The organism is Streptomyces sp. NPDC055400 (assembly GCF_053644375.1).
This window is the reverse complement of the sequence record NZ_JBSHLM010000012.1, coordinates 40,871-64,599: the sequence shown is the minus strand read 5'-3', so window position 1 is coordinate 64,599 and position 23,729 is coordinate 40,871. Positions and strand designations below refer to the sequence as shown.

At 71.2% G+C, this 23,729-nt stretch carries 17 protein-coding genes and 2 pseudogenes; 9 read left to right on the top strand and 10 right to left on the bottom strand.

What is annotated here, in order from left to right; genetic code table 11:
• Positions 1–68: 68 nt before the first annotated feature.
• The 4 genes from ACWIGU_RS28920 to ACWIGU_RS28905 all read left to right on the top strand — a co-directional run bounded on the left by ACWIGU_RS28920 (position 69) and on the right by ACWIGU_RS28905 (position 4,669).
• The gene (locus ACWIGU_RS28920; protein WP_454404633.1) at positions 69–1,718 is read left to right on the top strand and encodes a purple acid phosphatase family protein; all 1,650 of its coding nucleotides are present in this window, start codon (positions 69–71) and stop codon (positions 1,716–1,718) included.
• Between the two features lie 296 nt (positions 1,719–2,014).
• The gene (locus tag ACWIGU_RS28915; protein WP_454404632.1) at positions 2,015–2,539 is read left to right on the top strand and encodes an SDR family NAD(P)-dependent oxidoreductase; all 525 of its coding nucleotides are present in this window, start codon (positions 2,015–2,017) and stop codon (positions 2,537–2,539) included.
• A gap of 311 nt (positions 2,540–2,850) precedes the next feature.
• Positions 2,851–3,063, top strand: coding sequence for a hypothetical protein (locus tag ACWIGU_RS28910; RefSeq protein ID WP_454404631.1), 213 nt, complete (start codon positions 2,851–2,853; stop codon positions 3,061–3,063).
• Positions 3,064–3,208: 145 nt separating this feature from the next.
• Positions 3,209–4,669, top strand: a complete 1,461-nt coding sequence (locus ACWIGU_RS28905; protein WP_454404630.1) for a hypothetical protein — start codon at positions 3,209–3,211, stop codon at positions 4,667–4,669.
• A gap of 232 nt (positions 4,670–4,901) precedes the next feature.
• Here ACWIGU_RS28905 and ACWIGU_RS28900 read toward each other — a convergent pair.
• Together ACWIGU_RS28900 and ACWIGU_RS28895 are read right to left on the bottom strand one after the other, a co-directional pair.
• Positions 4,902–5,383, bottom strand: a pseudogene (locus ACWIGU_RS28900) (DinB family protein).
• A gap of 303 nt (positions 5,384–5,686) precedes the next feature.
• Positions 5,687–6,213 (bottom strand): annotated as a pseudogene (locus tag ACWIGU_RS28895) (bifunctional D-altronate/D-mannonate dehydratase); the annotation flags it as partial.
• 233 nt (positions 6,214–6,446) lie between these two features.
• Between ACWIGU_RS28895 and ACWIGU_RS28890 the strand changes: the two are divergent.
• Positions 6,447–7,151, top strand: coding sequence for a DUF4232 domain-containing protein (locus tag ACWIGU_RS28890; protein WP_454404629.1), 705 nt, complete (start codon positions 6,447–6,449; stop codon positions 7,149–7,151).
• 366 nt (positions 7,152–7,517) lie between these two features.
• Here ACWIGU_RS28890 and ACWIGU_RS28885 read toward each other — a convergent pair whose 3' ends face one another.
• The 7 genes from ACWIGU_RS28885 to ACWIGU_RS28855 all read right to left on the bottom strand — a co-directional run bounded on the left by ACWIGU_RS28885 (position 7,518) and on the right by ACWIGU_RS28855 (position 16,853).
• On the bottom strand, positions 7,518–7,850 hold the full coding sequence (locus tag ACWIGU_RS28885; RefSeq protein WP_454404628.1) for a YkvA family protein: 333 nt from the start codon (positions 7,848–7,850) through the stop codon (positions 7,518–7,520).
• 91 nt (positions 7,851–7,941) lie between these two features.
• Complete coding sequence (locus ACWIGU_RS28880; protein WP_454404627.1) at positions 7,942–9,033, bottom strand: PP2C family protein-serine/threonine phosphatase; 1,092 nt, start codon at positions 9,031–9,033, stop codon at positions 7,942–7,944.
• A 281-nt stretch (positions 9,034–9,314) separates the two neighbouring features.
• The gene (locus ACWIGU_RS28875) at positions 9,315–9,854 is read right to left on the bottom strand and encodes a GNAT family N-acetyltransferase (protein WP_454404626.1); all 540 of its coding nucleotides are present in this window, start codon (positions 9,852–9,854) and stop codon (positions 9,315–9,317) included.
• A gap of 282 nt (positions 9,855–10,136) precedes the next feature.
• A complete protein-coding gene (locus ACWIGU_RS28870) occupies positions 10,137–12,230 on the bottom strand; it encodes a PTS fructose transporter subunit IIABC (protein ID WP_454404625.1) in 2,094 nt (697 codons plus the stop codon).
• A 148-nt stretch (positions 12,231–12,378) separates the two neighbouring features.
• Positions 12,379–13,326 carry a 1-phosphofructokinase gene (gene pfkB / locus ACWIGU_RS28865; protein WP_356291075.1) on the bottom strand — a complete coding sequence of 316 codons (948 nt, stop codon included), beginning with the start codon at positions 13,324–13,326 and terminating at the stop codon, positions 12,379–12,381.
• A gap of 173 nt (positions 13,327–13,499) precedes the next feature.
• Positions 13,500–14,261, bottom strand: coding sequence for a DeoR/GlpR family DNA-binding transcription regulator (locus tag ACWIGU_RS28860; protein ID WP_454404624.1), 762 nt, complete (start codon positions 14,259–14,261; stop codon positions 13,500–13,502).
• A gap of 171 nt (positions 14,262–14,432) precedes the next feature.
• On the bottom strand, positions 14,433–16,853 hold the full coding sequence (locus tag ACWIGU_RS28855) for a SpoIIE family protein phosphatase (protein WP_454404623.1): 2,421 nt from the start codon (positions 16,851–16,853) through the stop codon (positions 14,433–14,435).
• A gap of 270 nt (positions 16,854–17,123) precedes the next feature.
• Here ACWIGU_RS28855 and ACWIGU_RS28850 point away from each other — a divergent pair, with 270 nt between their 5' ends.
• On the top strand, positions 17,124–18,215 hold the full coding sequence (locus ACWIGU_RS28850) for a PP2C family protein-serine/threonine phosphatase (protein ID WP_454404622.1): 1,092 nt from the start codon (positions 17,124–17,126) through the stop codon (positions 18,213–18,215).
• A 207-nt stretch (positions 18,216–18,422) separates the two neighbouring features.
• Entirely contained in the window at positions 18,423–18,593 is a 171-nt protein-coding gene (locus ACWIGU_RS28845) for a hypothetical protein (protein WP_454404621.1), read from the top strand.
• Positions 18,594–18,773: 180 nt separating this feature from the next.
• On the opposite strand, the gene ACWIGU_RS28840 is transcribed toward ACWIGU_RS28845, so the two are convergent.
• Positions 18,774–20,000: a cytochrome P450 family protein gene (locus ACWIGU_RS28840; protein WP_454404620.1), complete on the bottom strand. Its 1,227-nt coding sequence runs from the start codon at positions 19,998–20,000 to the stop codon at positions 18,774–18,776.
• A gap of 105 nt (positions 20,001–20,105) precedes the next feature.
• On the opposite strand from ACWIGU_RS28840, the gene ACWIGU_RS28835 reads away from it, so the two are divergent.
• Positions 20,106–21,338, top strand: a complete 1,233-nt coding sequence (locus tag ACWIGU_RS28835; RefSeq protein ID WP_454404619.1) for an FAD-dependent oxidoreductase — start codon at positions 20,106–20,108, stop codon at positions 21,336–21,338.
• Positions 21,339–21,506: 168 nt separating this feature from the next.
• Positions 21,507–23,711, top strand: a complete 2,205-nt coding sequence (locus ACWIGU_RS28830; RefSeq protein WP_454404618.1) for an FUSC family protein — start codon at positions 21,507–21,509, stop codon at positions 23,709–23,711.
• The last annotated feature ends 18 nt before the right edge of the window (positions 23,712–23,729 follow it).

The window sequence follows — 23,729 nt, the reverse complement described above, 5'->3', positions numbered from 1 at the left end:
GCCGATTGGCGCGCTGTTCACAACCGGCCGGTGTCAGAGGGCGTATCGGCCGTGGGAGTTTTCCGTTCATGACGACGACAGCGAAGTCCGGGGACCACCTCGGCACGAGTGCGACGCGGTCCGGCCGGCAGAACGAGACCGCCCGGCAGACAGGCGTGGTGAGCCGGCGGGGCCTTGTCGCGGCGGCCGGTGCGGCGGGGGCGGGGGCGCTGCTGGACGTGCGGCCGGCGGCCGCGGCCTCACCGGTGCTGTGGGCCCGGCCCGGAAAGATCGGAATGCCGCCGGTCAGCGGCCTGCACCTGCAGTTCGGTGCGGACGCGGCGCGTGAGGTGGTGGTGAGCTGGCAGACGGCGGTGCCCGTACAGCGGCCGCGGGTCATGCTGGGGACGCCGGCCCACGGTCTTGGCGGGGACACGGCGGCGCAGACCTCGTTCTACCAGGACGCGGCGTCCGGACGGACGGTCTACGTGCACCACTCGCGGCTGAACCGGCTACGGCCCGGCACCGCCTACGTCTACGCAGCCGTCCACGACGGTGCGACGCCCGAGGCAGGGTCGTTCCGTACCGCGCCGGGCGGCAGGGCGCCGTTCACCTTCACCAGCTTCGGCGACCAGGGAACGCCCACAGTGGGCAGGTTGAACGGGCCGAGGCCGCCGAAGATCACCGAGAAGCTCGTGTACCTCAACGACAATCTGGGTTCGCCGTACGCCAACGACGTCACCACGGCCGTCGAGCGGATCGCACCGCTGTTCCACCTCATGAACGGCGACCTGTGCTACGCGAACCTGGCAACGGACCGCATCCGTACATGGTCGGACTGGTTCGACATGACGAGCCGGTCCGCACGGTTCCGGCCGTGGATGCCGGCCGCCGGCAACCACGAGAACGAGCTGGGCAACGGCCCGATCGGGTTCGCCGCCTATCAGACGTACTTCAAGCTCCCCGGCAACGGCGGCGACGTGGAGACACAGGGGCTGTGGTACGCGTTCACGGTCGGCTCGGTGCGCGTGGTGAGCCTGGCCAACGACGACGTGGCGTACCAGGACGCCGGCAACTCCTATGTACGCGGCTATTCCGGCGGTGCCCAGCGCCGCTGGCTGGAGGCCGAACTCGCCCGCACCCGGGCGGACGAAGGCATCGACTGGATCGTGGTCGTCATGCACCAGGTGGTCATCTCCACCGCCGACCATCCCGGCAACGGCGCCGACCTCGGCATCCGGCAGGAATGGCTGCCGCTGTTCGACCGGTACGGCGTCGACGTCGTCGTCTGCGGCCACGAGCACCACTACGAACGCTCGCACCCGATACGGGGCCACCAGCCCAACGACACGATGACGCCCGTCCCGGCGTCCACCCGTACCGACGTGGTCGACACCACCGAGGGAACCGTCCACATGATCATCGGCGGTGGCGGCACGTCCGTCCCGTCGATGGACGTCCTGTTCGACACGCCGCGGTGCAATGTGATCACCGGCGTGGGCCCCGCGGGGGCCGGCGGCAAGAAGACGCCGCTCTACGTGTCGGAGGCGGCACCGTGGTCGGCGGTCCGCGACCGGGTCAACCCCTACGGATTCGTCGCCTTCACCGTCGACCCCGGCACCCACCCGGGCGGGCGCACGTCGATGGCAGTCACGTACTACGCCGTCAACGGCCCGTACGGTCAGGTCGAACCGATCGACACGTTCACGCTGGAGCGGACCCGGAACGACGGCGCGTGACGGGTCGGAACACGACTTGCCGCAGTGACCCCATGGACTGACCAGAGCGCACATTTACTTCAAGCTAAGAGTGACTCGGTTCCGCCTATGTGCTGACCCAGCTGCCGGCCGCCCTCGAGGCGCGACTCCCGGCGCCTGCTGCGCGCCCTGGACGCGCCCTGCCCACCCGATCCCGACAACTGGGACACCGGCGGCGCATAGCCGACCGCCGCCCCGCACGTCACCTTCACCGCCCACCCGATCACGTCCGGGGTCGGCGCAGTCACGCCTGCCTTCACGCAGCAAGGAGAACCACCATGCCCACCATCGCCATTGTCGGGGCCGGCCCCGGCCTCGGTCGGTCCATCGCCGACGTCTTCGGCGGTCACGGCTTGGACGTCGCCCTGATCTCCCGTACCAAGGACAAGCTCGACACGCTGGTCACCGAGCTCGCAGAGGCCGGTATCACCGCGGAGGGCTTCCCCGCCGACGTCGCGGACCCCAACCAGCTCACCGGCGCGCTGGAGGGCGCGATCGCGCGGTTCGGCCGGATCGATGTGCTGGAGTTCTCCCCGCACGCGGGCCTGACCATGACCGCGCCCAAGGACGTGACGCTGGACAACCTGCGCCCGCAGATCGACAGCCTCCTGTACGGCGCGGTCGCCGCCGCGCAGACGGTGCTCCCCGGGATGCTCGAGGCCCGATCCGGCACCCTGCTGTTCACCATAGGCGGCGGCGCCATCACCCCGTACCCGATGCTCGCCGACGCCAACATCGCCCAGGACTACTGGGAGCTGCACACGCGCCGCGACCCGGCCGTCGCCGAGCACCTCATCGCCTGACCATTCCCACCAGAGCCACTCCGTCCGGCCTTCCCCTCAACACGGCAGCCCGACATCGTCATCAGACGGGCCGCCGTGCGATTCCCCTGCCCACGACCCCGCGAGGCGCGGACTCCGGCGCCGACCCCTGGACCGGCCCGACCTACTGGAACACGCCCGGCGCCTTCGACCGCCGAACCCCCATCACCGTCGACGAGACGGTCACCGGGCGGCTGATGGCCATGTCCCACGACCTCACCAAGGCCTGTCCGACTCCGCAAGGACCCGGCTCCCTGCACCAAGTCGCCTCGCATCGAACGGAACCCGACTCCATGAGCACGTGGATCACGACACCCTTCACCCCGCGGTCGACCGCCGTCGAAGAGGTCTCAGGCATCGACCGGTCCGATCACCGCATCATCGTCACCGGCGCAACAACCGGTACCGGCCTGGCCAAAGACACAGTTTGGTCATTGGATGTCGGCAAGGCCCGAACGGGGGATGCCGCGAGCGCGGTTCCTCGGAGCCGTATGCGCTTCTCATAGGCTGCCCAGTATCCGTCGTAAGGGCTAGTCGAGGAGCGCGTGTATGGCGGTCACATCCACCGTGAACGGTCCGCATGACACGAAGACGGTGGATGTCCGGCCGGGCTCCGCGGTGGCCCTGTGGTGGCGGGCCTGGTGGCCGTCCGTGGCGACGTGCGTACCGCTCATCGCGTTTGCCTGGATGGTTGTTCAACGTGAGCCGTGGATCTGGGACTACGGCCAGCACGCGGCGGTCATCGATCGTCTGCAGCACTCCCTGACCCACCCGGGCAATCCGCTCGTGGACCTGCCGAACGGATCAAGTCCCTACTACACCCCGTACACGGTGACGGCCGCTTGCGTGGGACGGATGTTCGGCTTCGCGGGGGCATTCGGCACGCTCAAGCTCTGTGCGCTGTTCAACATGCTGTTGCTGTTCAGCGGTGTGTGCCGGGTGACCGGCATTTTCAGCGCCAACCGGTGGGCCCCGCCGACCGCCGTACTGTTCGCGCTCTTTCTGTGGGGTCCGCACGGCTTCCTGTGGGCCGGCTACCACTCCGGCCTTGCGGTGACGGTCAACGTCGCATTCCCCAGCTACTTCGCTCTGGGAATGGCCCTGCACCTGTGGGCCGCGGCGGCGCAGTGGGCGCGCAGGCCGCGTCCTGTGCCGCTGCTGGTGATGAGCCTGGCCACTGCGGCGACGCTCATCAGCCACACGATCGTCGGGGTGGGGACTCTCTTGGGTTGCGCCGCGTTCCTGGTCCGCCCCGTCTTGCGGCTCACCGCAGCGCAGCGGATCCAACTGGTGCTCGCAGCAGGGGTGTTCACGGCTCTGGTGTTGGCGTGGCCCTACTACAACGTTCTCACCCTGGCCGGCTCTCACCAACTGGATGCCATGCACGCCCGTGCCTACGAGGACCTGTGGGGCGTCTACGGATTCGGTGCGCTGGGGATCGTGGCGATCCTCGCGCGCGCCCGCAGGGACCTCCTCGATCCGCTGGTTCTGCTGGCCGGCATGGCGCTGGCCGTGGTGACGTACGGATGGTTCAGCGGGTCGTACACCCTCAGCCGCATGTTCATCTTCGCCATGCTCGCCCTCCAGATGGCGCTCGCCGTCGAGTTGGTGACGTGGTGGCGGTCGGCTGCCGTCAAACGTCTGCTCGCAGCTGTGACCGTTATGGCCTGCGCGGTGGGCATCTGGGCCCAGTCATCGCCGGTCGTCTGGCTCGTGCCCGCGTCGGGGAAGGCGGCGGCCGAGCGCCTGCTGCCCTCGGCTCTGCCGTTGTGGCCTCACTTGGGGTGGGCTGCTTCGTACATGCACCGCGGTGACGTCGTCGCGGCCTCTGCCAAGCCGCTCAATCACTTGATCCCCGCCTACGGCATGTCCTTGATCAGTCCTGCATGGCCCGACCCGGCACTCCACAGCCAAGAGGCTGCGGCCCGAGCGCAGGCGCAGCGCGCGTTGTTCTCGCCGCATACGCCATCGGCACAACGGCAGAAGATCCTCGCGCGGTACCGAGTGCGCTGGATTCTCGCGTCTCCGGCCCAGGCTCCTCTGTTCTCCCAGGTCCGAGGGGTCACCGAGGTCCGCCGGGGCCCTCAAGGCACGTTGCTCTTCCAGGTCTGACCAGCACGCCGGGAACGTCGTCGTGGCCAACTCCTGGGCCCGTGCAGGGCACTCCAACCTGTGGACCCTGGCCGGGAGTTGGCCGGCCCCGCAGAACGACGGAGCTGCCGGCAGACGAGTTCCCGACCGAAGTCACCCCCGTCGCCAGTGCGCCCCCTCGCCCCCGCGGCCTGACGAACCCCGCGAACCTGATCCGGTCACAGAACTAACCGGCGTAGGGGTTGCCGCCGCGTCATGTGGTCCTGTCGATCAGCTCGCGCACCGCGTCCAGGTGGCCGCTGTGGCAGGCGACTTCGGTGAGCACGTGGATCAGGATGTGCCGCACGTCAGGCAGCCGCCAGGCCGGCCAGATCTCCATGGGCCAGGCGGCGGGCTTCTGTTCGGGCTCGGCGGCAGCGAGCACGGCGTCCGCGCGCGCGATGGCTGTCCGGTAGCCGGCGAAGACCTCCTCGACACTCATCCCCTCGGGCACGTACCAGTGCGCCTCCGGGCCTGCCGTGAGCCGTCCGGCCACATCCGGCTCGCCCGCGATCACCCCGGGGAACCAGAAGCCTTCGATATCCAGGGTGAGGTGGCGCAGCAATGCCAGGCAGCTCCAGCCGCTGGGCAGCACCGGCCGCCTCAGATCGCTCTCCGAGAGCCCTTAGAGGTCCCGACGACGTGCTCGCGCTGCTGGTCCAGGGCGCCCTTGAGGGTGTCGAGTTCGGCGTTCACCGGGCTGCGCACAGTTTGACGCGCCGGGACACCGCCACCACGGCCTCGCCTGTCGTACTCGTCATCCGCGCGCCTCCGTCAACCGCAGAGCATGAGCCTGACTCCCGCCCGGACGCTACACCGGGGGTACGACAATGGCTGGCTGAGCATGTACGAGCCTCGCCCTGCGCCGCGCGCACTCGCACCGAACCAGGTCTGTCACCGGCACCCCATGTCGTCGCGTGCCCGGCGATCTCCTCCGAGCAGTACTCGCCCCGGTGCGCGGCCCCTCTCTGCCATCGGCTGCCGCACGCTGGTCAGTGTGGTGCTGTGCACGCCATACACGGCTTTGAGGCCGGGGATGCCCGACTGGATGCGGATGGCCTGGTAGCCCTCGGCGAGCTGGGCCCGCACCGAGTCGAGGAGTTCGGGGATGTCACGCCCGTTCGCGTGACCGTAGGTGCGCATGCGGTCCCGGCCGGCCCCGCCCAGGAGTTGGTAGAGCGGGAGGCCGGCGGCCTTGGCCTTGATGTCTCACAGGGCGACGTCGACAGAGGCGATCGCAGCCATAGTGACGAGGCCTCGCCGCCAGTACGCCCCGCGGTACAGGTACTGCCAGGTGTCCTCGATCCGGTGCGGGTCGAGGCCCCGGAGGAGGGGCGCGACATGGTCGTTGAGATAGCGGACGGCCGAGAGTTCCCGCCCGTTGAGCGTGGCATCGCCCAGACCGGTGAGGCCGTCGTCGGTCGTCAGCTTCAGGTGACGAAGGTGCGTCCGGGGCTCGTGACGACGACTTTCGTGTGAGCAGGACTGGTCGATGCGTCGGGATGCCTGCCGGCCGGCTGCCCCATGTGCCGCGCAGACCGGCGGGGCTTCAAGGCGGGGCAGGCCGCAGCCCTGAACGTGCCGATCAGGAGCCGGCTGGCCTGTGTCACGTCACGGTTGTGGGTGTAACAGGGGTGTATTAGGAGGCAGCCGGGCGGAACGGCCGGCGGACTCAGCGGCTCTTGGTGATCAGAAACGATCCGCCGGTACCTGACCAGCACCGAGCGGTGGGACCTCAACCGATACGGGGAGTATGACGATGCGCGTTCACAAGCTCACCTTTGCGGCCCTGGCCGTTGCCGCGGGTCTGTCACTCACGGCCTGCCAGAACGGTGACGACGGCACGGGGCAGAGTGCCCCGTCGTCGGCGTCCACCGCGTCGTCCCCGGGCGGGGATTCGGCATCGGATTCGGGTTCGGGTCCGGGTTCGGCGGACTCGGCGCAGGCCGGCGGGAAGGGTTCTGACGGGAAGGGGTCCGGCCAGAAGAGCTCCGGTGGGCAGGGCGCGGCGTCGTCCGGGTCCGGTTCCCAGGCCGGCGGCAAGGCCGGTAAGTGCCGCACCGACGAACTGGAGATCACGGCGATCGACAGCACCATCGACGGCGATCCGGACGGCACGGTCGCCGTGGAACTGAAGAACGGCGGCGGCCACGACTGTGCGCTGGCGGGCTATGCCGGTGTGGACCTGAAGACCGGCTCGGGTGTGGTGTCCGCCAAGCGGACTGGTGAACCTGCGGACACTGTCGTCCTCAAGAACGGCGAGAGCGTCGCGTTCGGCATCAACTACCCGCTCAACACCTCGGGTGGCTCCGGTGTCCGTGTCACGGGCCTGGTGGTGACGCCGCCCGACGAGACGAAGTCGGTCACCCTCGACTGGCCGGGCAACGCCACGCTCCCCGTCACGGACGGCTCCGGTTCCCCCGTGAAGGTCGGCCCGATGGGTAGCGCCGGCCAGGGAGGCTGACCCGGACGCCCGGGGCGCTGCGGCAACACCGTCTGGTCACACCCCACACGATTCCGCGGTGGCCCGAGGAACGGCGCCCCGCCCCGCGTCGGCAGGAACTCTTGTCCGACGTCGACCAAGCAGTTGTGAGGCTCTGTTGATGGGCCGCTGAGGTTCGGCGCCGAGCGCTTCCGTGCGCGCTTGTTGGCCTTCAGCGTGCCGGATCGCGGCCCGTTCGCTGAGCGTGCTGGTCAGCCGTCCGAGGACAGCAGTCGCGTCACGGCCGTCGGCCGGCGGACGCGCTGCCGCCGAGATTCGCCCTTTCGGACGAACCACCAGGCGGCGACGTCCCCCCTCTCCCCGGCCGCGACCAGCAGCGGCCGCAGGCTATTGACGGCCATCTGCTCGGCGGCCTGCCAGGTGTCGCACCACAGGTCGACCTGCCACCAGCGGGTTTCCGTTTCGCGCCGCAACGTGCAAGGACCGCAGGGCCAGCAGCAGGAATCCGATGTCGTCGAGGTAGACGGGGTCCGGCAGCAGGTCGATCGGTGACACCGTGTAGATCACGGCGGCCCACACCAGCGCCTTGTTGCCGAGCGGGATTCCCGCGGCGCGGAGCAGCCTCCGCGCCCGGATCACCCGCACCAGGAGAACTGCGGCGATGCCCATGGTGAGCAGCACGACCGCTGCGGCGAGGATGAGCCAGGCTTTGGTGTCCATGCTTCATCGTGTACCCGCTGAGCGGGTGGGCCCCAGGGCACCGCAAGCCTCTCCCGGATGCGGGATGCGGGATGCGGGATGCGGGATGCGGTCAGAGTGCTGAACGGCGCAGCGCGAGGAGCGCCTGGTCGTCCTGTGGCCGGCCGCCCGTGTGACGCCGTACGTCATGGATCAGCATGTCGAGGACCTGCGCCGGTGTGGGGTGCTCGCCGGACCGGGCGCGGTGCCGGAGCAGAACGGGCAGGCGCTCCGCAGCGTCGTAGAAGGTGCCATCGGCGTCCCGTGACTCGGTGATGCCGTCCGTGTAGCACAGGAGTGTCGCGCCGGGCGGGAACGGAAACGTGTCGACGGGTGCGGACCAGTTGCCCAGCACCGCCATCCCCAGCGGAGGCACGTCCTGAGTCGGTTCGAGGACGGTGGCCGAGCCCTGTGCGTCGAGGAGCAGGGGCGGCGGGTGGCCGCGGTTGACGATGCGTACGGCGCTGAGGTCCGCGGGGAACTCCGCGATCAGGGCGGTGGTGAATCCCTCCTCCTGTTCGAGGCCGCCGCGCCGCCCGCCCTCACGCAGCAGTGCCTGCTCCAGCGAGCGCACAAGCTGTTCGAGGTCCTCGGCCTCGTCCGCGGCGTACCTGAACGCGCCGATATCGGCGCAGACCGCGCTCACGGCGCCCAGGCCCTTGCCCCGTACGTCACCGACGAGGACGCGTGTGCCGTACGGGGTGTCCTGTACCACGTACAGATCGCCGCCGATCATGGCCTCGTCCTCGGCGGGCACGTACCGGGCGGCGACGTGCAGGCCGCCCAGGCGCGCCGGCGGTCTGGGCAGCACGGCGCGCTGGGCGACGGCCGCGACGTGCTGAGCACGCCGGGTCCGGACGTCCTGTCTCTTCAGCGTGCGGTTGATGAAGACGGCCAGCAGGGTCACGGCCAACAGGGTGAACTGGTTGGCCAGACCGCGGTGCCAGCCGAAGGTGCCGTCCACCCAGGCCAGTCCCGCATGGACAGCCATCGACGCGAGGCCCACGCAGACGATGCCGGGCAGCGTCAGGAGCGGGGCGGCGGCGACGGGCGCCGCCATGATGAGCGGGGCCGATGTCACCTCGGTCGGGGTCATCAGGTCGATCACCACGGCCAGCACGATCACGCCGGCGGGAATCCACTGAGCCTTGTTCTGCTGCACCACTCCCCCACGCTGGCGGCATCGGGCGTGCGCCGCATCCCGGCGGGCGCGGCGGAGGGCTCATGCGACGAGAACGCCGGGGGCGGGGCGGTGGCACGTGCGGCGTCGAGCCGGGTGCGGTGGTGCATGTCCGCATCCGACTAGTCGACGGTGTCGATCCTGACGCCGGGGTCTCCTGGATCGCCTGGTCACCGGTCTCGGGTGCGGGGACGCGGAGCAGGTTCAGGGGCGGAATGCCCGTCATCAGATGCGGGACGCGCGGCAGGTTCAGGGGGCTGACGAGCTCAAGCGGGCGGCGTGACCGGGGACCGCTGGCCGAGCCACTGCTCGGCGCCCCAGGCCCGGAACCGCTCTACCTCGGTGAACCCCAGTTTCGCCGCCAGGCGCATCGAGCCGACGTTGGCGGTCTGGGTCGTGAGCACCACCGGCTCGCCGGGAAGCACGCCGTCGAACCAGTCGAGCGCCGCCGTGCACGCCTCGGCGGCGTACCCGAATCCCCACGCTCGCGGCAGGAACAGGTAGCCGAGATCGGCCTTCCCCGATGCAGCCGGGCGACGGTGCTCCGTTGTTCTCCTCAGCAGGATCTGGCCGATCATCGCCCCGTCGAGCTCCACGACGAAACTCCCGGGCCACTGCTCGGGCGCCACGGGCATCTCGCGCTCGAGCTCGTCACGCGGCCGGGGGCCGCCGAGGTAGGTGTGCACCTCTGGCGACGCCAGCAGCTCGATGAACGCCGCTCGGTCCCGGGCCTCGGACTCGCGGAGCACGAGCCGCTCGGTCTTGATCGGGGCAGGTGGCCAGGGGGCGGGCCCTAGTTCAGTCATGGCGGGCAATCTATCGCCCTCCCGTAAACGCGCCTCCGCGTCGAGCGAAACGACATCGACGTGCCCTGATGTTCCTGATGCACCGCCAACAACTCGAGCTGATCAACGAGTTGGCGCTGTTTCTCGGATCTCGCGACGTAGGTGGGGTGTTGGGGTCAGGCTGATATGGCCTTGCAGGGCACCGTCGTCGCCGTGCTCAGCCATGGGCCCAGAAAACACAACGGTCCGGGACCTTGGTCCCGGACCGTTGTGTATCTCGCATGAGCGGACAGTTCCGAACTGTCAGGCGGCCACCGGTATCTTCGGCTCCTCACCCTTCTGCGCCGACGCGTCGCCCGTACCGTTCGCCCCGCCCTCGGGCGCGGGCTTCCGCATGCCCTTCAGGATCACGACCAGGGTCGTCGACACACAGACACCGGCGGCGATCGCGATGAGGTAGAGGAACGGGTTGCCGATCAGCGGGACCACGAAGATGCCGCCGTGCGGGGCGCGCAGGGTGCAGCCGAAGGCCATCGACAGGGCGCCGGTGACCGCGCCGCCCGCCATCGAGGCGGGGATGACGCGCAGCGGATCCGCCGCGGCGAACGGGATCGCGCCCTCCGTGATGAACGAGGCGCCGAGCACCCAGGCCGCCTTGCCGTTCTCGCGCTCGGTCTTGGTGAAGAGCCGGCCGCGCACGGTCGTCGCGAGGGCCATGGCCAGGGGCGGGACCATACCGGCGGCCATCACCGCGGCCATGACCTTGAGCGAGCCCTCGGTGGGGTTCGCGAGGCCGCCGACCGCGAAGGCGTACGCGACCTTGTTCAGCGGGCCGCCCAGGTCGAAGCACATCATCAGGCCGAGGATGATGCCGAGGATGATCGCGTTGGCGCCGGAGAGGGAGTTCAGCCAGTCCGTCAGGGCGCTCTGGAGGGAGGCGATGGGCTTGCCGATGACGAGGAACATCAGGAAGCCGACCACCGCGGAGGAGATCAGCGGGATGACGACCACCGGCATGATGCCGCGCAGCGCGGGAGGCACGTTCACCTTCTGGATCGCCATCACGACGCCGCCCGCGATGAGACCGGCGGCGAGGCCGCCGAGGAAGCCGGCGTTGATGGTGAGCGCGATCGAACCGCCGACGAACCCGGGCACGAGCCCCGGCCGGTCGGCCATCCCGTACGCGATGAAGCCAGCGAGGACCGGGACGAGGAACGCGAAGGCGACGGAGCCGACCTGGAAGAGGAGCGCGGCCCAGCTGTCGGTCTGGGTCCACACGAAGTGCTCGGCGACGGACGGCGCCTTGTTGATGGTGTAGCCGCCGATCGCGAAGCCGAGGGCGATGAGGAGACCGCCGGCCGCGACGAACGGGACCATGTAACTGACGCCGCTCATCAGCCACTTGCGCAGCCTGGTGCCGTAGCCGTCGCCGGCGTCACCGGCCCGGTCCACGGGGGTGGCGGACGCCGCGCCCGACGTCGTCTCGCCGCGGGCGGCCTTCTCGCGGACCTCGCCGATGAGTTCGGCGGGCCGGTTGATGCCGGCCTTGACGCCGACATCGACGGTGGGCTTCCCGGCGAAGCGGTCCTTCTCCCGTACGGGCACGTCGTGCGCGAAGATCACGCCGTCCGCTCCCGCGATGACCTCCGGGGCGAGGCGGGTGAACCCGGCCGAGCCCTGTGTCTCGACCACCACTTCCACGTCGCCCGCGTCCCGGCCCGCCTTCTCCAGGGACTCGGCCGCCATGTAGGTGTGGGCGATGCCGGTGGGGCAGGAGGTGACGGCGACGATCTTGAACTTCGCGGCGCGGGCCGCGGGAGCGGTCTCGGGCTCGGGCGTGGGCTCCGGCTCGGGCGTCGGCTCCAGCTCCGGCTCGGGCGTCGGCTCCAGCTCGGGCGTCGGCTCCGACTCGGGCGTGGGCTCCAGCTCAGTGGTGGGCTCTGGAGTGGGCTCGGGTTCGTCCCCGCGGATCAGCGCCGCCGTGGCCCCTGTGTCGGTCGCCGTGCGCAGCGCCGCCTTGAAGTCCTCGTCCATCAACTGCCGTGCCAGCGAGGACAGGATGGTGAGGTGGGCGTCGTCCGCTCCGGCGGGCGCGGCGATGAGGAAGATCAGGTCGGCCGGGCCGTCCGGCGCCCCGAAGTCGATCCCGTCGGTGCTGCGGCCGAAGGCGAGGGTCGGCTCGGTGACGTGCTCGCTGCGGCAGTGCGGGATGCCGATGCCGCCGTCGAGGCCGGTCGGCATCTGCGCCTCGCGGGCCGCGACGTCGGCCAGGAAGCCGTCCAGGTCGGTCACCCGGCCCTGGGCGACCATCCTTTCGGCGAGGGCGCGGGCCGCCGCCTCTTTGGTGTCGGCGGACAGGTCGAGATCGACCAGGTCCGCGGTGATCATCTCGCTCATCGCGGGTTCCTTCGCACTCGTATCGCCTTGGCGGCGGGGGTGGGGACGGGGGTTTCGCCGCGGGGACGGCGGCTCCGGAAAGGAGCGTGGGGAGTGATCAGGCCGGAGGCGGCCGGATGGGGCGTATTCAGGGGCGGCGCGCAGGCCGTCATGGCGCGGGCTCCTTCAGGACGCGGTCCAGCGGGACGTCCGCCGTGAGGGTCACCGCGTCCGGGTCCAGGTCGGCCGGGGCCGGCATCGCGCTGCCCGGGAGCTGGACCGCAGCGGCGCCGTGGGCGACGGCCGAGGCCAGCGCCCGCGGGCCGGTGCCGCCCGCGATGAGGAAACCGGCCAGGGACGAGTCGCCCGCGCCGACATTGCTGCGGACGGTATCGACCGGGGCGGTGGCGAACCAGGCGCCCGAGCCGTCCACGAGCAGCTGCCCGTCCGCGCCGAGGGAGGCGAGGACGGCGCGTGCGCCGAGGTCCCGCAGCTCCTCGGCCGCCTTGACCGCGTCGCCGACGGTGGCGAGCGGACGGCCGACCGCCTCGGCGAGCTCCTCCGCGTTCGGCTTGACGACGTCAGGCCGTTCGCGCAGGGCCGCGAGGAGGGCCGGGCCCGAGGTGTCGAGCGCGATCCGGGCGCCGGCCGCGTGGGCGCGGGCGACCAGCTCGGCGTACCAGGACGGGGCGAGGCCGCGCGGGAGGCTGCCGCAGCAGGCGATCCAGTCGGCGCCCGCGGAGCGCTCGCCGACCACGGCGAGCAGTGACTCGGCTTCTTCCGGGGTGAGTTCGGGGCCCGGCGCGTTGATCTTCGTCAGCGTTCCGTCCGGCTCGGCGAGCGCGATGTTGGACCGGGTCTGTCCGGCTACGGGGACGGGGTCGACGCTGATCCCCTGGGCGTCGAGGAGCTCGGCCACGAGGGCACCGGGCGCGCCGCCCAGCGGAAGCACGGCGAGCGTGGGGGCGCCGGCGGCGGCGACGGCCCGCGAGACGTTGACGCCCTTGCCGCCCGGGTCCATGCGCTCGCCGGTGGCGCGCAGGACCTCGCCCCGGTCGAGCGCAGGGACCTCGTAGGTGCGGTCCAGGGACGGGTTGGGGGTAACGGTGAGGATCATGCCGCGTGTGTCTTCCGTGGTGGCTTGCGTGGGGGGTGCCGGGGCCGATGCCGGTTCCGGGGCCGATGCCGGTGTCGGTTCCGGGGCCGATGCCGGTGTCGGTGTCGGTGTCGGTTCCGGGGCCGATGCCGGTTCCCGAGCCGATGTCGGTTCCGGTGCCGGTGTCGTGGGGCTCATGCGCGGACCACTTCCGTGCCGCCCTTCTCGATCGCGGCCGCGTCCCCGTCGCTGAGGCCGCTGTCGGTGATCAGCACGTCCACATCGCCCAGGTCGCCGAAGCGGGCGAAGTGCTCCTGCCCGTACTTGGCGGAGTCGGCGAGCAGCACGACCCGGCGTGCGGCGCCGACGGCCGCGCGCTTCACGGCGGCCTCGGCGAGGTCGGGGGTGGTCAGGCCGTGTTCGGCGGAGAACCCGTTGGCCGCGAGGAAGAGGACGTCCGCGCGGATCTCCCCGTACGCCCGCAGGGCCCAGGCGTCGACCGCGGCGCGGGTGCGGTGGCGGACGCGGCCTCCGACGAGGTGCAGCTGGATGCCGGGGTGGTCTGCGAGGCGGGCCGCGACGGGCAGGCCGTGGGTGACGACGGTGAGCGTCGACTCCAGGGGCAGCGCCGCGGCGAGGCGGGCGACGGTGGTGCCCGCGTCGAGGATCACGGTGCCGTCATCGGGAAGCTCGGCGAGCGCGAGCCGGGCGATGCGGTCCTTCTCGTCGGCCGCGGTGCCCTCGCGCTCGGCGACGTCGGGCTCGAAGTCGAGCCGCCCGGCCGGTATGGCACCGCCGTGCACCCGCCGTACGAGACCGGCCCTGTCCAGGGTCTTCAGGTCGCGGCGGATGGTCTCCGCGGTGACCTGGAACTCCTCGGCGAGCGACAGCACGTCCACGCGTCCTCCGTCACGCGCGAGACGGAGGATCTCCTGCTGCCGCTCCGGTGCGTACATGTCCGCCTGCCTCCGATGCCTCGCCCGGTCGTGCCCGAGTCTGTGGTTTCAATCAGAGGCTACGGCTGGATTTCCAGAAAGTAAACAGGTTCGGGCACACCACGGACACAATCGGACTTTGATTCATCGCTGCTGGTCGAGAGCTTCCGGCTCCAGCCCGCCGTTCTGGGACTACCGGATCAGTGCGTCCCGCAGCTGGTCGGGCGTGACGGTGAGCGACTGCTCTGCCCAGATGACCTTGCCCAGGGCCATGTACCTGGTCCCCCACCGCTTGGCCAGTTGAGCGACCAGGAACAGCCCCCGGCCGCCCTCGTCCGTCGTGGCGGCGTACCGCAGGTGCGGTGAGGTGCTGCTGTGATCGGAGACCTCGCAGACCAGGCCTCCGTCGCGCAGCATGCGGACGCGGACCGGCGGCCTGCCGTAGCGAATCGCGTTGGTGATCAGCTCGCTGAGGATCAGCTCGGTGGTGAAGGCGAGGCTCTCCAGCCCCCAGTCCGAGAGCCGCGCGACGCACTCGGACCGGATCCGCGAGACGGCGGACGGATCGCTGGGAACCTCCCACTCGGCGACCTGGTCGGGCGCGAACAGGCGCGTGCGCCCGATGAGAAGGGCGACGTCGTCCCTCGGCCGCGATGGAACCAGCGCACGAGCGACCGCGTCGCACATGCCTTCCGGAGAGTCGCCGGTAGCGTCCCGCAGAGCGGTGCGCAGGGCGGCGAGCCCCTCCTCCATGTCGCGTTCGCGGTTGTAGACGAGCCCGTTCGTGTAGAGGACGAGCCCGGTTCCAGCCTCCAGCTGCAGCTCGACCGCCTCGAACGGCAGACCGCTCACGCCGAGCGGCGCGCCCGCGGGCAGGTCGGCGAAGTCCACGCCGCCGTCAGGCCGCACGAGAGCGGGCGCGGGGTGGCCCGCCCGTGCCATGGTGCAGCGCCCGGAGAGCGGATCGTAGATCGCGTAGAGGCAGGTGGCTCCGGTGACCTCTGTGGCCTGCTCGTCGTGGGCGCCCGGCTGGTCGAGGCTGGTGACGAGGTCGTCGAGGCGAGCGATCAGCTCGTCGGGTGCCAGGTCGAGGGTGGAGAAGTTGTGGACCGCGGTCCGCAGGCGGCCCATGGTGGCCGCCGCGTGCAGCCCGTGGCCGACGACGTCACCGACGACAAGCGCGACCCGGAACCCCGGGAGCGGGATGACGTCGAACCAGTCTCCGCCCACCCCCTGCCATACGGGGCAGTAGCGGGAGGCCACGTCCAGGGCGCTCTGTTCGGGCAGGCCGCGTGGCAGCAGGCTGCGCTGGAGCTCCTCGGCCATCGTGTGCTCGTGGGTGTAGCGGCGGGCGTTGTCCACGGAGATCCCGGCACGGGCGACCAGCTCCTCGGCGAAGGAGAGGTCGTCGTCCCCGAACGGCTCGGAGGATCCGGCGCGCCAGAAGTTGACAATGCCGAGGTTCAGGCCCCGCGCACGCAGGGGCGCGGAAAGCAGCGAGTGGATGCCGTAGGCGAGGACCTTGTCGGAATTCGCCGGGTCGCGCTCCCGCCAGGCGCGGGCGCGGCTCAGATCGGCGGCGAGGGTGGGATGGCCGGTCACCAGGCCCATGCCTTCGGGTGTGGTCGGCAGGAAAGTGACCACCGATCCCATCGGGTAGAGCGGCGCATCGTCCCGGACGCCGCTCACGGCGGCGCGGCGGAGCGCCGGGCCGCCGCCCGTGCCCGTGTCCGGGGACGGCTCGTCGCCGTTCAGTACGGGGTCGGCCAGCTCGACGGTGACGAAATCCGCGAAGCGGGGGACGGCCACGTCCGCCAGCTCCTGCACGGTCCGCTTGATGTCCAGCGTGGTGCCGACCCGCCCGCCGGCGTCGTACAGGAGCTGCAGGCGGGTCCGCGCCCGGTCGGCCTCCTCGTACATGCGCGTCATCTCGGCCGGGACCAGGCCGTGCGTCTGGCGGTGCAGCCGCCGCCGGACCAGCAGCGCTCCGCCCATGCCCAGGCAGAGCGCGGCCGCCGCGCCACCGAACACGACCGGCAGCTCGCCGGTCACCCCCTGGTTCACCCGCGCGACGGTGACGCCCACCGAAACGTACCCGGCCACTTGGCCGCCCGGGCTGCGGACGGGCGCGGTGGTGTCCACGATGTGCGCCAGAGGGTTGGTGAAGCTGTTGGTGTACGGGCCGTTCCGGGCTCGCTGGTACGGGCTGTAGATGTGCTTCCCGATGAGGCCCGGGATGGGCGAGGTGTACCGGATCCCCTGCGGGTCGGTGATCACGACATAGTCGAAGCCCGCTCTCCTGCGGGTCCGTTCGGCGATGGGCTGCAGCGTCGCCGTCGGATCGCGGCCGGCCAGGGCCTTCGCCATACCTGGAGACCCCGCCAGCGCAATGGCCGCGCTACGGGTGCGGTGCTCGGCGTCGTTCGTGCTGTAGGACTGGGCCTGCAGCACGAGCGCCGACAGCGCCGCGGCGATCAGGAGCACCACGACACCGACCTGCCACAGGAACACCTGCCCCGCGATGCTGGGCACCCGCAGCCGCGAGCGCACGAACTCGAGCGGACGGCGCCACGCCGGTCCGTCCGTCCCTGCGGGCCGCTCCTGTACGTCCATGGCTGGTCGCCTTCCACGCTGCCACACGGCCGGACCACACGCATGCGGCACATGCCACGGACGGCATGACGCACCCGACCGAAGAAGCGGGTCACGGCCGGCATCGGCTCTCGCGCGTCGTTGCTCCCGCAGCGGTTCGCTGCGCGAGTGCGGCTGCCGAGATCGAGATCATGCAAAGTTCGCGTGGCGCGAGCCCTAGGGGCGCTCATCGACCGTCGCGCGGAAGGGACGGGAGCGCTATGCCCTTATTGTGCGGATACTCTGGGAAGCGTGATCGAGTCCGGACGCCTGCGGCTCCGTCGGCGCTACGGCCCGGGGAGGCTTGTGAGGCTGTCGCCGGTCATCCTGACCGTCGTGATCGCCGGCCTGGCCTACGCCACTCCCCCGGACATGGCCTTCAGCCGCCTCCTGCCCGCAGCACCAGCCCTGGCCGCCGCCATGTGGCCGGTCCTTCCCACCGTCCTGCTCGGCACGGTCTGCCTCTTCCTCATGATCGGCCTCAGCCTCGTCTTCCCCGGCCTGGGAACCTGGTGGACAGCCGCCGGAATCATCGCGGTCACCGTGGCCGCCGCATACGGAAGCCACGTCCGCCTCCAGCGCGAACGCACCCTCTTCCAGGTACGCCTCGTCGCCGACGTGGCACAACAAGTGGTCCTGAGCCCCATGCCACGCCGCTTCGGCAACATCGAGATCGAATCGCTGTATCTCGCCGCCGCAGCCGAAGCCCGCATCGGCGGGGACTTCTACGAGGTCGTCGACACCCCCTACGGAATCAGGCTGCTCATCGGAGACGTCCGCGGCAAGGGCCTGCCCGCCGTAGGAGCAGCCGCCGCCATCGTCAACGCCTTCCGGGAGGCGGCCTACACAGAGACCGACATGGCCGACGTCGCCCGCAGACTGGACGCCAGCAGCACCCGCTACAGCGCCGCCTTCCCCCCCGACGGACCGATGGAACGCTTCGCCACCGCCCTCCTCGCCGAGATCCCGCACGAGGGCAGACGCATCGACATCCTCAACTGCGGACACCCCCCACCACTCCTCCTGAACCGCAGGAACCTCCACGTCCTCGAATCCGCCGCCCCCTCACCCCTGCTCAACCTCGCCGAGCTGATCGGCGATCACTACACCATCGACACCTTCGACTTCACCCCCGGCGACCTGCTCCTCCTCTATACGGACGGCATCGCCGAGGCCCGCGCCCGCGACGGCGAATTCTTCCCGCTGACAGCCTGGATGCGCCGACAACCCCCCACACCACCACGCCAACTCCTCACAGCCCTTCACCGCGACCTCCTCCGCCACAGCAGAGGACGCCTCGACGACGACATCGCGGCCCTCGCCGTACGCCTGGGCCAACCCTGAGGCACAAAAGCCGAACCGGCCGCCCGCACCACACAGCCTCGACGTCGGCTGCGGAGATGTCGGCGGATGTCAGTACCACCGGGGATCGGCCGGGCCGCGCATACGGGAGCTTCACCGACTCGGGACGCGAGATGCAGTGCCGGCTGGTCTCGCCCTGCCGGGGTCGACGGAGGAGCATGGGAGATGAGAGACCGAGGGAGGCCCGCCATGAAGTCCGAAGCCTCGGATTACGACACCTGGCTGTACTCTCACACACCCTCCCAAGCCGAGGGCGAGCGCGACGAGCTGGCTGAGCGTGCGGCCCAGCACCCGGACGTCCCCAGGACCGAGCCGTCCCAGGCGGAGGGCGAGCGCGTGGACGACATCAAGCCCGCATGACCGCAGCGAGCCGGGCCGGGCGTTGCCGGGCCCGGCTCACTGCGGCTCGGCACGGACGGCCGTCCCGGAGGCGTCGCCTGCCGCGGCGGCTTCGGCTGCGGCGCTCGGGCGCAGAACACATGTGTAACGAGCGGCCATCTGCCGTGATCGGTGGGACACGAAGACCTCCGTGCGGTGCAGTCAGCCGAAGGCGTCAGAGGTGAACGTGACGGGCAGCTGTTCGGGGCCGCGCAGACCGCCCGAGCGCCATCGCAGTTCGCTGGGCGGCACGGCCAGGCTGAGGTGAGGCAGGCGGCGCAGGGCGGTTCCCAGGGCGATCTGGCCCTCGAGCCGGGCCAGTGGCGCACCCAGGCAGTAGTGGATGCCGTGCCCGAAGGCGAGGTGCGCGTTGTCCTGCCGGGTGATGTCCAGGCGGTCGGGGTCCGGGAACTGCGCCGGGTCGCGGTCCGCGATGGCGGAGGCGACCAGCACGGTCGCGCCCCTCGGGATCGCCACTCCCGCGATGGCGACGTCCTCGCGCGCGAAACGGGCGATGCCGGGGTTGACCGGTCCGTCGTAGCGCAGGAACTCCTCGACAGCGCCGGGCAGCAGTTCCGGATCGTCCCGCAGCATCTGCAGCTGGTCGGGGTGGGCGAGCAGTGCGGCGACACCGCTTCCGATCAGGTTGACCGTGGTGATGTATCCGGCCACCAGCAGCAGGAAAGCCATGGCGATCAGCTCGTCCTCGTCCAGCTGGTGTTCCTCGTCCCGGGTGGCGATCAGCGCGCTGAGCAGGTCGTCACCGGGCCGGGCCCGCTTGTCCTGGAGGAGTCCGGTCAGGTACGAGCGCATGTGCCGCCACGCTCGGTCCGTCCGGGCCGGGTCCGGCGGCTCGGCTCCTTGAAGGATCATGTCTTCGGTCCACCGGTGGAAGTCGTCCCGGTCGGCGACGTGCACTCCGAGCAGTTCGCTGATCACAGTGACGGGAAGCGGCAGCGCGAAGTCCTCGACGAGATCGGCCTTGCCTGCGGGCACGATCGCGTCGAGCAGCCCGTCGGTGATCTCCTGGACGCGTGGCCGCAGCTCGGCCACCCTGCGGGCGGTGAACGCCTTGGAGACCAGGCGGCGCAGGCGGGTGTGGTCGGGCGGGTCGGAGCGGAGCATGGTGCGCAGCATCGACTCGCGCTCCGTGGCGGGCAGCCGCTCGAGGAGCCGGGGGTCCGAGGCATCGCGGACATCGCTGCTCAGCCGTGAGTCGGAGAGGGCCGCGAGGCAGTCTTCATGGCGTGTGACCAGCCATGCCTCGAGGCCGCCGGCGAGGACGGCGCGCCGTACCGGGCCGTCCTCGCGCAGCTGCCGGTAGAGCGGGAAGGGATCCGCCATGAAGGCCGGATCGGCATAAGGCAGAGGGACCGGCTGCTGGCTCATCAGGCCTCCAGGGGGCGTCACGAACCGACACGGCAATGTTGTCAATTTTGAGGGTATATGCCCCATTGACTCGGGTCGTGGATGTCACGGAAGGGAAGGGCTGCGATGGAGCGGACAACGTGCTGCGTGGTGGGCGGTGGTCCCGCGGGAATGGTCCTCGGCCTGCTGCTGGCCCGCGCCGGCGTGGACGTCACGGTCCTGGAGAAACACGGGGACTTTCTGCGCGACTTCCGCGGCGACACAGTGCATCCCTCGACCCTGGCGCTGCTGGACGATCTCGGTCTGGCCGAGCGCTTCGCCCGTCTGCGGCAACGCCGGGTGACCACGGTCCAGCTGCCGCTCGGCAGGGACGGTTCGCTGATCACCGTCTCGGACATCAGCGTGCTGCCGGGCCCGTACAACTACGTGGCGATGGTGCCGCAGTGGGACCTGCTGAGCCTCCTCGCCGACGAGGCCGGAAAAGAGCCGTCCTTCTCCGTGCGGATGAACACCGAGGCGACGTCGTTCGTGGTGGAGCACGGACGGATCACCGGAGTGCGGTACCGCACGTCCGACGGCCGAACCGGCGAACTGCGGGCCACCCTCACGGTGGCCTGCGACGGCCGGGGCTCGCTGGCCCGCTCGCGGCCCGAGCTCCGGCTGCGGCGGTTCACCTGCCCCATGGACGCCTGGTGGTTCCGGCTGCCACGGCGGGAAGGCGACCCGCACGGGCTCGTGGGAGGCGCCGGCGACCGGCTCCTCACCGCGCTGATCGACCGTGGGGAGTACTGGCAGTGCGCCGCGCTGATCCCCAAGGGGACCGACGCCGAGCGCCGCGCCGCCGGTCTCGAGCGGTTCATGGCCGACTTCTCGGCCGCCGTGCCCTGGATCGCGAACCGGGCGCATGCGCTGCGGTCATGGGACGAGGTGAAGATGCTCGACGTGCGGCTCGACCGTCTCGGGCGCTGGCACCGCCCGGGACTGCTGTGCATCGGCGACGCGGCGCACGCGATGTCACCTGTCTTCGGCATCGGCATCAACCTGGCCGTCGAGGACGCGGTGGCCGCCGCGCGGTATCTCGTCGAACCGCTGAGCAGGGGTGTGGTCGGCCTGCGGGACGTACGCGGCGTCCAGCGGCGCCGGTGGCCGACCACGGCGGTGACGCAGGCACTGCAGCGGTTCGCTCACGCGAGGGTCATCGCGCCCGTACTCGCGGGACGCCCGCCTTTCGGCAATGCCGGGCGGGCGGAGCGGATGAGCGATCTGCTCACCGCCTCACCGTGGCTCAAGCGCGTGCCGGCGTACTTCATCGGCTACGGCGCCGTGCGCGAGCGTCCGCCCGCCGAGTCGGTGCGGTGAGCTGCGGCGCACGACTGGGCCTAGGAGGACTGACAGCGGCGTTGGACGTGGCCGTGGGTGATGAGGCAGGTGGCGGGGCCGAGGATGGCCTCCGCGAGTTCCAGGTTCCGCCCGCCCGCCCGCCCGGGCGGGCGGGCGGCCCGCCCGGCTCGGGGTGATCCTGGTGGCATGGGTGGTACTGGTGGCGTTCCCCGGGTCCGGATGCCCGCCGCCTACCGGGCGGCGGCCTGCCGCTCCGTGCGGGTCACGGTGGCCGCCGGCGCCGGGTTCTACCTGTTCCTGTACGGCTTCGGCTCGGCCGAGGCAGCGATCTACGCGCTGTTCGCCGCGGTGTCGCTCGCGGGACTGTCGCACATCCCCGGGACAGGCCGGCAGCGTGCCGCGGTGGTGGCGCGGCTGCTGCCGGTCTGCCTGGTGCTGATCACCGTCGGCACGTACCTTTCGGTGCGGACCTGGACCGCGACGGTAGGGATGCTGGTGGTCGGCTTCGCGCTGGCCTTCTCCGCGGTGGGCGGCCCGCGCCCGGCGGGGGCCGCGCCCGGGCTCCAGCTGATGTACATCCTGCCGTCGTTCCCGCCCTACGACCCCGGCTCACTGGGCGTCCGGCTGGCCGGAGCCTCGGTGGGCATCGTGTTCCTCGTGCTCGCGGAGACGTTCCTGCTGCCGGATCCGCCCACCGTCTCCTACAGGGAGCTGGCCGCGCGGGCCGCCGACATCGCCCGGCGGTGTGCCGAGGAGCTGACCGGGCCGCCGTACGCGATCACCGCCCGGACGGCGCAAGAGGCCCGGGCCGCCAGTACCGCGCTGCGGTGCTCGCGGGTGCCGGAGGCCGAGCGGCCGGCCGGGCCGGGCGTGCGGGACCGGGGTCTCACCCACACCGGCCTGGCCGGCCGTACCCTGCTGGCGCGGCTCACCGCTCCCCCGCAGCCGAACCCCGGGCCGGCCGAGTCCGAGCTCGGGCTGGTCGTACTGCGCGCGGTGCGGGACACGGCCCGTGAGACGGCCGACCGCCTGCGGGGCCGTGCTCCCGCCGCCGGGGACGCGCACGCCGAGCTGCTGCGGGCCCGTACCGCCCTGGCGGCCGGCCCGGACGCGGACGCCTCGCCGGCCGCGCTGCGCCGGAACGCGGCGGTGCTGGAGCTCGCGGACGCCGCGCTGGCGATGTCCACGGCGGCGGCCATCGCCGTACGGGGCCGGGCGGGCGCGGCCCAGGCGGCCCCGGGCCGGTTCTGGTACGCCCGCAAGCGTGCGCCGCAGCTGTGGTTGAGGCGGATGGTGGGGCACGCGAACGCCCGGTCGGTGTTCTTCCAGAACGCGGTACGGATCAGTCTGGCCCTCGCCGCGGCCCGGGTGATCGCGGGGGTGGACACGCTGCCGCACGGCTTCTGGGTGCTGCTGGCGACCTTGACTCTGACCCGGACGACCGTGCGGGAAACCCGGTCGACGGTACGGGTGGCGCTGACCGGGACCCTGATCGGCGCGCTGATCGTGGCCGGGCTGTTCACGCTGGTCGGGACCGGTATCGCCGTGTACGCGGCGGTGCTGCCGCCGCTGATGCTGTTCGCGTTCACGCTGGGGCCCGTCAAGGGTGTGGGATGGGCTCAGGCGCTGTTCACGCTGGTGGTCGCCCTGGCGTTCGCACAGCTGGCGCCCGCGAGCTGGCAGCTTGCCGAGTTCCGCCTGCTGGACGTACTGACCGGCAGCGCGATCGGCGCTGTCTTCGGGCTGCTCGCCTGGCCGCGCGGTGCCCAGGACGAACTGCGGCGGTCGATGGCCGTACTGCTGCGCGGTGCGGCGGAGACCGTGGTGGCGACCACCGCTCAGCTGGCCGCCGGCGGGGTGCGTGCGCCGGTGACCGCCGCGCCGGGTCACCGCTCGCTGATGCACTCGCTGGTCATGGCGGAGGCGGCGTACGCGCAGTTCCACAGCGAGCCGAAGGGCCTCGCCGCCGCCCGCCCCGGCCAGGGTCCGCAGAGCTCGGCAGGCCCTCATGAACCCGTCGACCAGGACGGCCCCCAGGACTGGCAGGCGACCCTGATGGCCGCCCACCACACCCTGTGGGGGGCCGACCGGCTGCTGGTGCCGCCCGAGCGGATCGTCGTACCGCCCCTGGAGCCGGCGCCGACGGCGGCTGTGTCCCGCCTCGGGGACCGGGTGGCCGGGCGGATGCTGCTGGTGTCGGCGCGGCTGGATCCGAGCGGCGACACCCCGCAGGCCCCGGTGCCGCTGCGGGACCCCGATCTCGACGGTTTCGCGGTCGAGCCGCCGGGCGCGCCGCGGGTGTACTACGCGGCCGCCTCGTGGCTGGACGCGCTGATGACGGACCTGGAGCGGATCACCGGCGAGGCCGCACCCGCGTCCCCCGGGCCCTGACGAGGTCGCGCATGGGTG